General features: G+C 58.8%; 10 protein-coding genes and 6 tRNA genes. 13 read left to right on the forward strand and 3 right to left on the reverse strand.

Annotation, left to right across the window (positions count from 1 at the left end; genetic code table 11):
- Positions 1-1015, reverse strand: a 1015-nt coding sequence (locus ABHR75_RS01225; protein WP_430392720.1) for an IS110 family RNA-guided transposase, incomplete at its 3' end; no start/stop codon positions are given.
- 668 nt (positions 1016-1683) lie between these two features.
- Between ABHR75_RS01225 and ABHR75_RS01230 the strand changes: the two genes are divergently transcribed.
- The 13 genes from ABHR75_RS01230 (at position 1684) to folB (ending at position 11636) form a co-directional block, all read left to right on the forward strand.
- Positions 1684-1773: transfer RNA gene (locus ABHR75_RS01230), tRNA-Leu, on the forward strand.
- 59 nt (positions 1774-1832) lie between these two features.
- A complete protein-coding gene (locus tag ABHR75_RS01235) occupies positions 1833-4178 on the forward strand; it encodes a GAF domain-containing SpoIIE family protein phosphatase (protein ID WP_329737796.1) in 2346 nt (781 codons plus the stop codon).
- Between the two features lie 78 nt (positions 4179-4256).
- Entirely contained in the window at positions 4257-5003 is a 747-nt protein-coding gene (locus ABHR75_RS01240; RefSeq protein ID WP_117745840.1) for an anti-sigma factor antagonist, read from the forward strand.
- A 105-nt stretch (positions 5004-5108) separates the two neighbouring features.
- A tRNA-Gly gene (locus tag ABHR75_RS01245) sits at positions 5109-5184 on the forward strand.
- Positions 5185-5218: 34 nt separating this feature from the next.
- A tRNA-Cys gene (locus ABHR75_RS01250) sits at positions 5219-5292 on the forward strand.
- Positions 5293-5334: 42 nt separating this feature from the next.
- Positions 5335-5410: transfer RNA gene (locus tag ABHR75_RS01255), tRNA-Gly, on the forward strand.
- Between the two features lie 475 nt (positions 5411-5885).
- Positions 5886-5961: transfer RNA gene (locus ABHR75_RS01260), tRNA-Gly, on the forward strand.
- Positions 5962-5964: 3 nt separating this feature from the next.
- Positions 5965-6039 (forward strand) — tRNA-Val (locus tag ABHR75_RS01265).
- 629 nt (positions 6040-6668) lie between these two features.
- A complete protein-coding gene (gene nrdD, locus ABHR75_RS01270) occupies positions 6669-8891 on the forward strand; it encodes an anaerobic ribonucleoside-triphosphate reductase (protein ID WP_117745841.1) in 2223 nt (740 codons plus the stop codon).
- 426 nt (positions 8892-9317) lie between these two features.
- Positions 9318-9899, forward strand: coding sequence for an anaerobic ribonucleoside-triphosphate reductase activating protein (gene nrdG / locus ABHR75_RS01275; protein ID WP_117745842.1), 582 nt, complete (start codon positions 9318-9320; stop codon positions 9897-9899).
- Positions 9900-9965: 66 nt separating this feature from the next.
- On the forward strand, positions 9966-10523 hold the full coding sequence (gene folE / locus ABHR75_RS01280; protein WP_346963456.1) for a GTP cyclohydrolase I FolE: 558 nt from the start codon (positions 9966-9968) through the stop codon (positions 10521-10523).
- 2 nt (positions 10524-10525) lie between these two features.
- Positions 10526-11107 (forward strand): HD domain-containing protein, encoded by a 582-nt coding sequence (locus ABHR75_RS01285; RefSeq protein WP_199409409.1) that lies wholly within the window; start codon positions 10526-10528, stop codon positions 11105-11107.
- Between the two features lie 43 nt (positions 11108-11150).
- Complete coding sequence (gene folB / locus ABHR75_RS01290) at positions 11151-11636, forward strand: dihydroneopterin aldolase (protein ID WP_117745844.1); 486 nt, start codon at positions 11151-11153, stop codon at positions 11634-11636.
- Positions 11637-11642: 6 nt separating this feature from the next.
- Here folB and ABHR75_RS01295 read toward each other — a convergent pair whose 3' ends face one another.
- Positions 11643-12419, reverse strand: a complete 777-nt coding sequence (locus tag ABHR75_RS01295) for a M48 family metallopeptidase (RefSeq protein ID WP_346963457.1) — start codon at positions 12417-12419, stop codon at positions 11643-11645.
- Positions 12420-12493: 74 nt separating this feature from the next.
- Positions 12494-13507, reverse strand: coding sequence for a dipeptidase (locus tag ABHR75_RS01300; RefSeq protein WP_117640822.1), 1014 nt, complete (start codon positions 13505-13507; stop codon positions 12494-12496).
- Positions 13508-13542: the final 35 nt, after the last annotated feature.

Below are 13542 nucleotides of genomic sequence, written 5' to 3' on the forward strand. Positions count from 1 at the left end.
GGTCGCGCATGACCCTCTGCCTCGCGATCTCGTGCAGCGCGCTGTTCGCCTGCCGGTCGCCGCCCCTGTTGAGCCTGTGCCTCACGGTCTTGCCGCTCGAGGCGGGGATGGGGCAGGCCCCGCATATCGCCGCGAACGAAGCCTCGGAGCGCAGCCTGCCCGGGTTGTCCCCGGCCGCGACCACGAGCTTGGCCGCGCTCACGGGCCCGCACCCGTACATCGCCAGCAGCGCGGGGCAGTTCTCCTCCAGGGACGCCTCGATCGCGCGCTCCATGTCGAGCGCCGCGTCGCGCGCCGCCGCCCACAGGTCCGCCAGCGCGCCGAGCGCGGCGCCCAGCGCGCCCTCGGCGCGCACGGAGGGGAGCTCCTCCATCAGCCTCGGCCCTCCCATGCCGCGGAACCTCGACCTGAGCCCCTCCGGCGCGGTGGTGAGCAGCGACCTCGCGGTGTTGATCGCCGAGGTCCGCGCCTTCACCGCCCCGGAGCGCGCCGCGAGCATGCAGCGCACCCCGTCGACCCACCCGTCCTGGCTCTTGGGGGTCCCGAGCCTTGAGCCGGACATCGCCGCGCGGGCGGCCCTCTCCGCGTCCGCCTCGTCGCACTTTCCCTGCCCCGGGCGCCTCCTCTGCGTCCTCGCCGGGGAGAGCGCCTCGCGCACGGGCATCCCCAGCGACGCGAGGTGCCTGGTGAGGCCCGCCCCGTAGGACGACGTCCCCTCCATCGCGACGCAGGCCGGCTCCCCGGCCGCCGCGATCGCCCCGGCGAGCGCCTCGTAGCCCGCCGCGTCGGCGGGGAACTGGCGGGACAGGACCTTGCGGCCCCTCCAGTCCAGGACGTACAGCCAGTGCGAGTCGGCGTGGGTGTCGACCCCGCAGAAGACCGGCCCGCGGGCGCCGGGTATCGATTCGTTTTGCATGTCTCGCTCCGTTCTTTCCGTGCTCGCCTGGACCGGGCAGACGGCACACTGACGGGGCGCGATAGAATGCGGTTGTTCGGGTCCGCGGTATCGCTCCATGCTCCTATTAGGTCATGCGGCGGTCTCGGCTCGCCGCGGCCCGCGCGGGACATGTCAGGAAACGAGGGCAGCCCTGTGGGCGCCAGCGGAATGTGGGGTCACCGCGCGGTCCGCATCTGATGGTGTCGACGTCAATGGTATACGGGTGCACCATCGACGTCTTCAATACAGAAGATATCAGTGCGGAGTGTTCTGAAAAGTAACACCAGGGTGGGCCCTGCGGTAACTCGGCAGGGGGAGTGCGATTCCTTGATCGCTCACTTAATCTAATGGGAAAGATAGTGAGGCCGGAGCTTTAGCTCCGGCCTCCTTATATAAGGGCTCGGCTTTGCCGAGCCACCAAATTTGCATCAGCCCCCAGAACATGTTTGAGAACTGTGCCTGAAGTATGCGCCCCTAGGGCAGGAATGAGGTTGCTTTTCAACGCATTCCGCAGGGGGCGGCATTATTTTGTAGCGCGAAGCGCGGATCAAAATAATACCGCATGCCCGAGGACGCGTTGGAAAGCAACCTCATTCCTGCCCGAACAGGTCCGTCTACCAGCGCATTTACAAATTCGTAAACTTTTTTGAAAAAAGTGCTTGCACAGTTCTCGAATCATAGGTTATTATCTTCCTCGTTGAACGCGCGGGTCCAACAAAACGAACCGCAAATCAACAACATAGCATGTCGGAGTGGCGGAATTGGCAGACGCGCTAGCTTGAGGTGCTAGTGACCGCTTTTTGGTCATGCGGGTTCAAGTCCCGCCTCCGACACCATCGCATTTGAGAAGCCTCTTCGGAGGCTTTTTTGTTACCGATAGACGGTGGGGTCCACGATGGAAACGCTTGAACGCAACGAGTGGGCAGACGTTGCCCAACTAGTCGAGATCACGAGCGATGCTGTCATCATCTGCGAGCTCGACGGAACCATTCTGCATGTGAATAATCGCTTACTTGGTTTGATGTGCGAGGAACGCGCCGACGTCATCGGTGGAGATGTTAAAGACGTTCTGTACTCATCCGCTTTTGAACGTGCGACGGAACATCGTCTGCCATTTGAAACTGATGGCTCCGAGAACGAACTGATGCTCAAGCTGAGTGACGGCTCTTTTATCCCCGTCTTGGTTCGCGCAGGCTCCGTAACGCCTCCACGTATCTTTGGGCGCAGCGCGCCACGTGTCCTGGTGGCACTTCACAGTATTGAGGAACAGTATTCTCACGACCGTCAACTCAAGCGTGCGTTATCGGAGCTTAGAGTGGCAAATAAGCGTCTCTCTGGCACGCTCTCGGTCATTATGAGCACTGTGGGCTCCGATGAGCTACCCGGCCTGCTTGATACCGTTTTAAATCAGCTCGTCGGAACGCTCGATGCTTCTGGAGCTGCGATTTATTTTTCGGAGAGCGGTGGCTTTAAGCTCCGCGGTGTTTCTAAGGAGCTTGAGGATAGCTATCTGCCCGAGTTTATGCCGTATGGCGCGGGCATCCCGACGTACGTGCTTCGCGAGTCGCGCGCTTGCCGTCTGTCGATTCAGCAGGACCTTGAGGGCGATCGTGTCGCCTCGGGCATGTTTATGGATTTGGACAATCGTTCTAAGCACCTATTGCGCGTGCAGGATATGCCTCCGTATCGCAGTGAGATCTGTCTTCCCGTTTTTTACGGTACGCAGATCCTTGGCGTGCTGGAAGTTGGTTGGAAACGCCCTCAGGCACCGCTCGCCTATGACGTTAATGTGCTCGAGGTCATTTGCGATTACCTATCTATCCAGCTGGTCGGCATGGCATCGAGTCTTCGCTCCCGTCGCACGGCCGAGCTTGGCCGCTCGCTTAATGTGCTTCGGGATGAGTTGTTTGCCTATCTTGATGATCCTGTTGCCGCCTCGCGTGCGGTGTCGGCCGAAATTTGCGCCGTGCTCAATTGCCATTTCTGTCCCGTGGAGTATGACGCTAGTCTGGACGCCTACGTCATAGATTTTGAAGGCGGCAGTCGCGTTGCTTTGCCTGACGATCCCGAGAAGCTTTTCTTTTCCACGACGGCGCCAGCGGCACGTCTGGGGGCTGGCCCTGATGGCTTTGGGGCGTCTGTTTTGGGCGGCACGAGTGCCGAGGACCTTAAACACGTCCGTATAACTCGCGTTGACGAATCGATGCCTATGGGAGGCTGGCTTAGGGCGCATGGTCTACCTTGCCAAGGTCTCTACGTCGACACCGGCATCGAGGCGGGGCGCCCGCGCTCTGAGGGTGATGGCAAGCACAGCAGCGACGCAATTGTCCCTGCTTCTGTTGCGAAGGGCCCGACGACGCGCGCGCTGCTGCTTCGTGATGGCAGCCAAGAGCCGATTGATGACCTTGAATATGACTACTTGGTGCACTTGGCGCATGACTTTGAACTGATCTACGAAGGCGAATCTCAAAAGCGCGAGGAGCGCCATATCGCTCAGACCCTCCAGATCGGCATGAGAAATTCCCTGGGGGATGTTCCGGGTATCGCAACCGATTCGGTGTACCTGTCGGCCACGAACTCGGCGTTGGTCGGCGGCGATTTCTATACGCTCATCCGACTTCCCGACGACTGCGCCGTCATGATTCTGGGTGATGTGTCTGGCAAAGGCATTGAGGCCGCATCGATGTCCGCGCTCGTCAAGACGGCCCTGACGGCATATGCCTGGGAGGGCGCTGGCCCGGCCCGCATGGCGCGCTCCCTTAACAGCATGCTCATGGGCTTTTCGAGGGTCGAGACGTTCGTGACGGCCTTTATCGCCAAGATTGACCTTAAAGCCGGACGCGCAACGTATTGTTCGGCGGGCCATCCTCCGACCATGGTCATCAGGCCAGAGTCGATGCCGCTGGGCGGCGGCGAGGCCCGTGGGGGAGAGGTCGAACTGCTTGGATGCCAATCGGGCGTAATCGGTGCATTCGAAGGCATGGTGTACGAGACGGGTGCCTTTACGTTCGCCCCCGGCGACATGCTCTTTATGTATACGGATGGAACGATTGAGGCCCGTGACCGCACCGGAGCATTCTTTGGCGAGCAGCGCTTGCGCGACCTTCTGCTTTCTGTTTCGGGGGAGGGCGTGTCGGGCATTTGCGGCAAGGTCTTGGGCGAGCTCGACCGATTTACCGAATCGGCGCTGGACGACGACATTGCATTGGTGTCCCTTGAGTTTTTACGGGGTCGTTCATAGACGACGCTGGACGGGCTGAATCCGCACGGTTGGGGAAACAAATGCATCGAGTGGGCTTTTTTGGGGAACCATGGTCGTATGAATGAGTGGAATGACATAGCGGTTTTGACGCCACCGGGCGATATCGACATCGCCACGGTGCCTGCGCTGCGTCGGCGGTTGGATGCTTTGGTTGACCGCGGCGTGCGTCGTGTCGTCATCAACTGTCAGGCTGTTGGCTTTATCGATTCGACGGGCTTGGCATTCCTGCTTACGCGCGCTCGTGAGCTCATGAGGCGAGAAGGCCTGCTTTCGCTCGTCAATGCATCAGGCGAAGTTGTTCGCTTTTTGGAGATTGCTCGTCTTGTCGATATCCTTCATGTCGCGGGTCCGGCACGGGAGTCTATTCCCGCCATTCCGGTGGGGGAGCTGCCTCGCTGGAGTAAGAGCGTCGAGGTCCGTCAGGGTATCGAGAATCTTCCATACTACCGACATCACATCGCCGAACTCCTTGAATCGCTTCCGTTGCGCCGCGACGAGCGCTACGATGTCGCATTGGCGTCGGGGGAGGCACTGGGTAATGCCTATGACCATGCGGGCGGTGTCGGGTGCGTCCTGACGGTTCAGGCCTATGGCGATCGCGTTGTGGTTGAGGTGCTTGATCGAGGTGCCGGCTATTCTATCGATAAAACGAGCGAACCGGTCGCATCCGAGGAGCGCGGCCGTGGTATCAAGCTTATGCGTATGCTCGTCGATAACGTGGAGGTTGCGCGTCGTACAGACGGCGCCGGCACGCGCGTGCAGATGGTGAAGCTGTTTAGCGGAGCGCTCGAATCGTGTGCCTAGCCAATCGCTTTGGCGCGTTTAGCTACCGAGAACATGCGGCAGACAACTTTTTTGAAAAAAGTACTTGCGTCTTTTGGACAACTCGCGTAAATTAATAACCCGCAAGCGGACATGGCTCAGTTGGTAGAGCACAACCTTGCCAAGGTTGGGGTCGCGGGTTCGAGCCCCGTTGTCCGCTCCATTGCATTTACGGACCGTTTATGCGGTCCTTTTTCGGCGAAGTGGCCAAGTGGTAAGGCAGAGGCCTGCAAAGCCTTTACCCCCGGTTCGAATCCGGGCTTCGCCTCCAGGCAACATCCGGGCGCTCCGGCGCCCGTTTTGTTTTACATATGCGGACATGGCTCAGTTGGTAGAGCACAACCTTGCCAAGGTTGGGGTCGCGGGTTCGAGCCCCGTTGTCCGCTCCAAGCGCAACAGCCCGACTACTACGGTAGCCGGGCTTTTTCGTACCCATCGCAGAGGCTCGAACCCGAGAGGGAGCGAGCGTTAAGCAAACGCGGAGCGTTTGTAACGAGCTGGCGAGGTCGCCGGCAGGCGGCCGAAGCCGGTGCGGATCCGCGAAGCGGATACGCGGACGCCCCGTTGTCCGCTCCAACTATCTTACGCGGTTCTAACGAACCGCGTTTTTTGTTGACGCTGCGCGGGCTCCGGGTGCCCCATCTTGCCCCTCAATCGTCGGTCGCGTACATAAAGTACGCTTCCCTCCTCTTTCGCGGCAACCTGGGGCACCCGGAGCCCGCTCGCTGTCGTGGCCGGGGGAGTGGGCCATCAGTTCTTTTCGCCTGATTGGTCAATCCGTTCCAGAGGCTCGAACTATTTTCAAATTATTCGAAAATAGTTCTTGCATTCGGGGCGATCATCCCGTATATTAAATCCTCGCAGGCGGACATGGCTCAGTTGGTAGAGCACAACCTTGCCAAGGTTGGGGTCGCGGGTTCGAGCCCCGTTGTCCGCTCCATTTGGGCGTTTAGCTCAGGGGGAGAGCGCTTCCCTGACACGGAAGAGGTCAGAAGTTCAAATCTTCTAACGCCCACCAAATGTTCACAGCCCAGAGGCTATGTCCTCTGGGCTGTTTTTTTGCCACCAAGCACGCCGCCAAATAAGCCACCAAATATTGATCCAAGGTCTGTACGCAATGGTTTTCGCATCCCGTAGGGCTGCCGGCAGATTGCATACGTCCTGGCCGATCGTGACCGCAACATGTTGGTCAAGCATAATCTTTTGGATTCTTTTGGCGTGAGCGGCTTGGTTTTGGTCCTATTTGGCGGTGGCTCGGTTGAGGGGGTTTTATAACTGCCATGCAGGTAGTCGTGTTGATAACGTTTTACCGACTTGCCAAGAACCCCTCATAATTAATGCGTCTGCAAAATGACTAATTGCTTTGACCTGCTGAAACACTATATATTGTGTTTGACCTAAAAAAAGAATACAGGATATAGATGCCTCTTTGTCGTATGATAGATGGCGGACAGAGAACGAGGACCTTATTCGCCCCATTTGGATGGATCTTTGAGCCCCTTGATTGGCTGCGAGGATTGTCCGCATGAGGGCCTATGGTTATCGAAAACACAGATTGCGCGACGGCGCCGCAAGACAGGGTAAGCCCTGCCGGGCATCGTTTGGCTCTGAAGCGCAATGAGGCTACGATGCGAAAGAGGCAAGAGGATGAAGATCATCAAGCGCAGCGGCACCGAGGTTACCTTTGACATCGATAAGATCGTCAATGCGATCCGCGCCGCAAACTTGGAGGTCGAGGAAGGCTCTCGCCTTACCGACCGCCAGGTGATCTATGCGGCACAAAACGTCGCCGAGGCATGTGAGAAGGCCGGTCACACCGTATCGGTCGAGGAGATCCAGGATTTGGTCGAGGACGAGATTATGCGTCTCGACTGCTACGAGGTCGCTCGCCACTACATCATCTATCGCTATGTTCAGAGCCTAAAGCGCCAAAAGAACACGACCGACGACAAGATCCTGTCGCTGATCGAATGCAACAACGAAGAGGTCAAGCAGGAGAACTCTAACAAGAACCCGACCGTCAACTCCGTTCAGCGCGACTACATGGCCGGCGAGATTTCCAAGGACCTGACGCAGCGCGTACTGCTGCCCCAGGAGATCGTGGATGCTCACAACGAGGGCCTGATTCACTTCCACGATTCGGACTACTTTGCCCAGCACATGCATAACTGCGACCTGGTGAACCTGGAGGATATGCTCCAGAACGGTACTGTTATCTCGGGTACGCTGATTGAGAAGCCGCATAGCTTCTCGACGGCCTGCAACATCGCGACGCAGATCATCGCCCAGGTTGCTTCCTCCCAGTACGGCGGCCAGTCGATTTCGCTGACTCATCTCGCCCCGTTCGTCGAGGTGAGCCGTCAAAAGATTCGCGGCGAGGTTGCTCGCGAGCTTGAGGAGCTCGGCGTTTCCGCATCTCCCGAAAAGGTCCGCGAGGTCGTGGAGGATCGCCTGCGCGATGAGATTCGTCGCGGCGTCCAGACGATCCAGTATCAGGTCGTGACGCTTATGACCACGAACGGCCAGGCGCCGTTCGTGACGGTCTTTATGTATCTTAACGAGGCCCGTACGCCTCAGGAGAAGCACGACCTTGCCATGATTGTGGAGGAGACGCTTCGTCAGCGCTATGAGGGCGTTAAGAACGAAGCCGGCGTGTGGATCACCCCGGCGTTCCCCAAGCTCATCTACGTGCTCGAGGACGATAACATCCGCGAGGATTCGCCGTACTTCTATCTGACCAAGCTCGCTGCCAAGTGCACCGCCAAGCGCATGGTGCCCGACTACATCTCTGAGAAGAAGATGCGCGAGCTCAAGCTGTCTAAGGGCGAGACCGCCGGCAACGGCGATTGCTACACCTGTATGGGTTGCCGCAGTTTCCTGACGCCCGACCGTTCGGGCAACGGCTTTAACAACGTCGCCAACGCGCTGAACTATGACCCGAGCAAGCCTAAGTACTATGGTCGCTTTAACCAGGGCGTTGTGACCATTAACCTGCCTGATGTCGCGCTGAGCTCGCACCAGGATATGGACAAGTTCTGGAAGATCTTCGATGAGCGCCTTGAACTGTGCCATCGTGCCCTGCTGTGCCGTCATGAGCGTCTGATGGGCACGCTTTCGGATGCCGCGCCGATTCTTTGGCAGTACGGCGCCCTGGCGCGCCTTAAGAAGGGCGAGACGATCGACAAACTGCTCGTGGGCGGCTATTCCACCATCAGCCTGGGGTATGCCGGTCTGTATGAGTGCGTCAAGTACATGACGGGCCACAGCCACACCGAGAAGGAGGGCACGCCCTTTGCCATGGCGGTCATGCAGCGCATGAACGACAAGTGTGCGGAGTGGAAAGCCGCGAGCGATATCGATTTCTCGCTGTACGGCACGCCGTTGGAGTCGACGACCTACAAGTTCGCCAAGTGCCTGCAGCGTCGTTTTGGCATTATTCCGGGCGTGACGGACAAGGGCTACATTACCAACAGCTACCACGTCCACGTGTCCGAGGAGATTGATGCCTTCGACAAGCTCAAGTTTGAGGGCATGTTCCAGCAGCTTTCGCCGGGCGGGGCCATTTCCTACGTTGAGGTTCCCAACATGCAGGACAACCTCAAGGCTGTCATTCGCGTGATGCAGTACATCTACGACAACATCATGTACGCCGAGCTCAACACCAAGAGCGACTACTGCCAGGTGTGCGGCTACGATGGCGAGATCAAGATTGTCGAGGACGATGGCAAGCTGGTGTGGGAGTGCCCCAATTGCGGCAACCGCGACCAGGAGAAGATGAACGTCGCTCGTCGTACGTGCGGCTACATCGGTACCCAGTTCTGGAACCAGGGTCGAACCGAGGAGATCCGCGACCGCGTGCTGCATCTCTAATAACCATCCCAGGCTGCCCCGTAGCGAGGCCCCGGACCTTTACTCGCTATTTCGGACAGTCCTGGCTCACGACGGAGGCGCCACTGGCGCCTCCTGTTCGTGCGGAACTCATATCGAGCAAAGGTCCGGGGCCTCGCTACGGGGCAGCCAAGTTAATGTAGCTGAGATGCAGCATGCGGCCTGCTCACTCCTCGAAGTTCTTAGCGGAAATAATTTGAGCTGCAGCTGCGATTTACTTGCGATGGCGGTTGAGCCGCAACCCAGTTTTTATTGGACCTCGAACCCTATACTCGATGTTCGCTTCGTTCATTGAGTTGCCCTTTGCATGAGGCCGGGACATATCGTCCCGCCCGCAGTTTCGCAGGCCGCAGGCCGAGAATGTTTGAGGACGGGATGATATGTCCCGGCCTCCCAGGAGAGTTACCTATGAACTACGCGAACATTAAGTATTTCGATATTGCTGATGGAGAAGGCGTTCGTACTTCTCTGTTTGTGAGTGGGTGCCGTCGTGGGTGCAAGAACTGCTTTAACTCTGTCGCGTGGGACTTTGCTGCGGGCGAGCCGTTCGATCGCGCCGTCGAGGACAAGATTATCGAGAGTCTCGATCATCCCTTTATCGATGGTCTGACGATTTTGGGCGGCGAGCCTATGGAACCTGAGAATCAAGCGGGGCTTGTCGACTTTATCGAACGCGTGCGTGCGGCCTATCCATCGGGGTCGGGAAAGACTATTTGGTGCTTTACCGGCGATGTGCTCGAGGAGCTTATGCCGGGCGGTCGTCATCATACCGAGGTGACGGACCGCATCCTTACCTGCCTCGATATGTTGGTGGACGGTCCGTTCGTTCAGGATTTGTACGATATCTCGTTGCGCTTCAGAGGCTCGAGCAATCAGCGCGTGATCGATATGAACGCTACGCGTGCCCGTGCCGAGCGCGAGGGCGTTGCGCTTTGTGATGCGGTTGAACTTTGGCGTGATGATCCGGTCTATTCGACCCATACTATGTAGCTTGTGGTCGATGCCGGAGGGCGTGGTACCATAGCGCGAACGTGAAATCGGAAAAGTGAGGCCCAGATGGTCGATCAGGAAAAAGTCGAGGCCGCCATTAAGCTGTTGCTTGAGGGCATAGGCGAGGACCCAACTCGTGAGGGCCTGCTGGAGACCCCGGCGCGCGTTGCCCGTATGTATGGTGAAATCGCCGGCGGTATGGACCAGAGTGCCGAGGAGCACCTGTCCAAAACCTTTGCCGTCGCTTCGAACGATTTGGTTATCGAGCGCGACATCACGTTCTACTCGCTGTGCGAACATCATCTGCTGCCGTTTTACGGCAAGGCTACCATTGGCTATATCCCCAACGGCCGTGTCGCAGGGCTCTCTAAGCTTGCTCGCACGGTTGAGGTTTATGCCCGCCGTCTGCAGCTGCAGGAGCAGCTGTGTGCGCAGGTTGCCGATGCCCTCATGGAGTATCTCGCTCCCCAGGGAGCGATTGTGCTCATGGAAGCTGAGCATATGTGTATGACCATGCGCGGCGTGCAAAAGCCCGGCACCAAGACCGTGACGCTCGCTCGCCGCGGCGTCTTTGAGACCGACCCCGCGCTCGAAGAGCGTTTCTTTAGGATGCTGGGACGCTAACTATGAGAGTCGTCAACGACTTTACATCGAATACTGACGAGGGAACGCCGCGTCGCGGTTTTATGGCTTCGGGTCTGGCGCCTTTTGGTGTCATGCCTCGCATTGATTACATCTGTGCCAACGGTCTGTTCCGGCGGCACCTGGGCAACATTGCACAGTTGGAATCGGGGCGCATCTTCTGCCGCCACGGTATTGACCACCTGCTGGATGTCGCCCGTATTATGTGGATCAAGAATCTCGAGGAACAGCTCGAGTTTGACCGCGAGGTCATCTACGCCACGGCACTTCTTCACGATATCGGCAAAGATGAACAGTATGAATCGGGTATATCCCATGATGTTGCAAGCGAGCGCGTCGCTGATGCAATACTCGCCGGCATGCCCGATGACGTGGCGTTTGAGCCGGCCGATGCCGCAGCCATTAAGACGGCCATTCTGGGCCATCGAAAGCTGCGCGTGAACAGCCAACCGCTTGAGCGTCTGCTCTACGCAGCCGACAAAGCGTCGCGCGCCTGCTTTGCATGCCCCGCGCGCAATGCTTGCAACTGGAGCGACGATAAAAAGAACCTGTCGATTCGCGTGTAGTTAGTTTGCGCGGTCGGGGTTCTAAACGAAGGAGACGATCGCGATGAGTAACAAAAAACTGCCCGAGAATGCAACCAAGACTGAAGGTGCCGAGCTCGCCCGCCGTGAAAGGGGCAAAATATCCACCGCAACGGCGGTGCCCCACGTGAGCTATGACGATCTGCGCCATGCCGATCGCATTACTATCGACGGTCTCGAGGTCTTTGCCAACCACGGCGTGTATCCCGAAGAGAACGCGCTGGGCCAGAAGTTCATCGTGTCCTTGGTGCTCTATGCCGACCTGCGTGCAGCGGGGGAGCACGATAACCTGGACGCCTCGATTGACTACGGCTCGGTGTGCCACGATGTCGATGGCTATCTGCGCGAGCATACGTTTAAACTCATCGAGGCGGCAGCCGAGGGGACAGCCCAGATGCTGCTGCGCCGCTATCCCTCGCTGCTTGGTGTGCGTATAAAGCTCGATAAGCCGTGGGCACCTGTTGGCCTGCCCCTGGCAAGTTGCGGTGTCGAGATCGAGCGCGTGCGCTAACCGGTTCTAATACGTCTCTATGGGTGGCTGCTTGAGCCGCTGCGACAGAGCTCTATTGTTGGGGCAGTACGTGTCGAGCAGGGCGTGAAACCGCTGATTGTGGCTTGGTTCGAGCAAGTGGACGAGCTCGTGGGCGACAACTATGTCGAGACACTCGATGGGATAAGCGGCAAGTTCGCGTGCGATGCGAATAGCTCCGGTCTTGGGCGTGCATGATCCCCAACGTGTTTTCATACTGCGCACGGAGACGCGGGAAACGGTGACGCCCATTGCGATTTCGTATGCGCGCACCATATCGCGTAGCGCTGCGGTGACCTCGGATGCATAGAGTTGGTCGATGCGTGTCTGGAGCTCGTCGGACGTTAGGCCGTCGAGGATTGCGCGCCGCTTGGCCTGTGGGCCTTCGTCCGATTCGTCGGTACCCATAAAACTTGCGAAGGTGGCCTGCTTGGGCCGCGGTGCGGGTGATGTAAAGTTGTGATCGAGCGCATCTTGTACCGTGATGGGTTTGCCCCAAAGCGCAATGATGGACGAGGGGCTGAGCGGCTCTCTCGCCGTCGCCTGACGTTGCTCGCGCTGGGCAAGTCGGCTGATAATCCAGGCGCTGTTGCGCTTCACAAACGCTTCGATACGCTCACGGCTGGCGCCGATCGGTGCGCTGGCGTGGACCTCACCGCTCGATGTGACGCGTAGGTTGAAGTTCTTGACGCGCTTTTTGGTAACGACGACGGGCAAGGACGTGCCATCCGGTCGGGGTAGGAAAAACGTAAATTGCTGCGTCAAAAGCGGTCCTTCAGATTGGGGACGGGCCGGCATGTCGACCGTTCGGCATGCCGGCCCGCTCAAGGGATGTGAAATTAATAACGCTCAAAGAAGGCAAGCGCGTTGTCGCTGCAGAGCTTTTGCATCACGGTCTTGCCAAAGTGCTTGGAGAGCATGTTCTGGAACTCGGGCATCTTGCTGGCATCGGAGAGGAAAGCAGGCACCGTGGCGCCGTCCCAGTCGCCGCCGAGCGCGATGACGTCCTCGCCGCCCAGGTCGAGCCAGTGCTCGATATGTGCCGCCAGCTGGTCGAAGGTGACGTCTGCGGCGGTCTTGTCGGTTGCGTCGTTGGAAAGGAACTCGCTGCAGTAGTTGAGGCCGACGATACCGCCCATGTCGCGAATGGTGCGGAACTGGTCGTCGGTGAGGTTGCGCTTGACGCCGCAAACCGCGCGGGAGTTGGAGTGGCTGGCAACGAAGGGGCGCGTGGCGTGGGCGACAACCTCGTCAAAGCACTCATCGTTGAGGTGGGAAACGTCGAGCACCATGCCGGCGTGCTCCATCTGCGTAAGCGCCTCGATACCGGCGGCGGTGAGGCCGGCGTGGGTGTCGTGGCCGCTCGCGAGCGGTCCCTGCGCGTTCCAGCTGAGTGACGACATAAGCACGCCCAAGCTCTTGAGCACCTCGATCAGCGCGGGGTCCTCGGCAAAGAACGTGGCGTTTTCGATGGTGTGGATGCAAGCGACCTTGCCGTCTTTGAGCGCAGGGCGAATGTCTGCGGCGCTGCGTACGTTGACCATGCGGTCGTGGTTGAGCATTGCCTGGCCGCTCATATGCGCCATGATTTGCGCCTGGAAGCGCGCGGCGTGGGCGGTGGGAATCTCGTCGGGGACAAACGTGGCGAAGCACTGTGCCCACGGCGTGTTGCCGATCTTTGCGAGCGAGATGGCGCAGGCGTTGCCCTCGATGAGGTCGAAATCTTGCGGATGCGTTTCGTCGCCGGGGAAATAACCGTCGGTGCCGGCGGTAAAGCGCAGGTCGAGATCGAGCGTGGCCCAGCCGATGCGGTCGGCGGTGTCGCAGTGTAAGTCAAATACGGGATATGCCATGGATCCTCCGGTTGCAGCGTTTCTTTGCAAACTGT

It is taken from the genome of Collinsella aerofaciens (assembly GCF_039752955.1).
Classification (GTDB): Bacteria; Actinomycetota; Coriobacteriia; order Coriobacteriales; family Coriobacteriaceae; genus Collinsella; species Collinsella aerofaciens_BI.

What these genes read in the sequence shown, in the direction of transcription:
- ABHR75_RS01285 (WP_199409409.1), top strand. Translation starts at nt 10,526, where the DNA reads ATGAGAGTCGTCAACGACTTTACATCGAATACTGACGAGGGAACGCCG.
- ABHR75_RS01300 (WP_117640822.1), bottom strand. Translation starts at nt 13,507, where the DNA reads ATGGCATATCCCGTATTTGACTTACACTGCGACACCGCCGACCGCATC.
- folE (WP_346963456.1), top strand. Translation starts at nt 9,966, where the DNA reads ATGGTCGATCAGGAAAAAGTCGAGGCCGCCATTAAGCTGTTGCTTGAG.
- ABHR75_RS01240 (WP_117745840.1), top strand. Translation starts at nt 4,257, where the DNA reads ATGAATGAGTGGAATGACATAGCGGTTTTGACGCCACCGGGCGATATC.
- nrdD (WP_117745841.1), top strand. Translation starts at nt 6,669, where the DNA reads ATGAAGATCATCAAGCGCAGCGGCACCGAGGTTACCTTTGACATCGAT.
- nrdG (WP_117745842.1), top strand. Translation starts at nt 9,318, where the DNA reads ATGAACTACGCGAACATTAAGTATTTCGATATTGCTGATGGAGAAGGC.
- folB (WP_117745844.1), top strand. Translation starts at nt 11,151, where the DNA reads ATGAGTAACAAAAAACTGCCCGAGAATGCAACCAAGACTGAAGGTGCC.
- ABHR75_RS01235 (WP_329737796.1), top strand. Translation starts at nt 1,833, where the DNA reads ATGGAAACGCTTGAACGCAACGAGTGGGCAGACGTTGCCCAACTAGTC.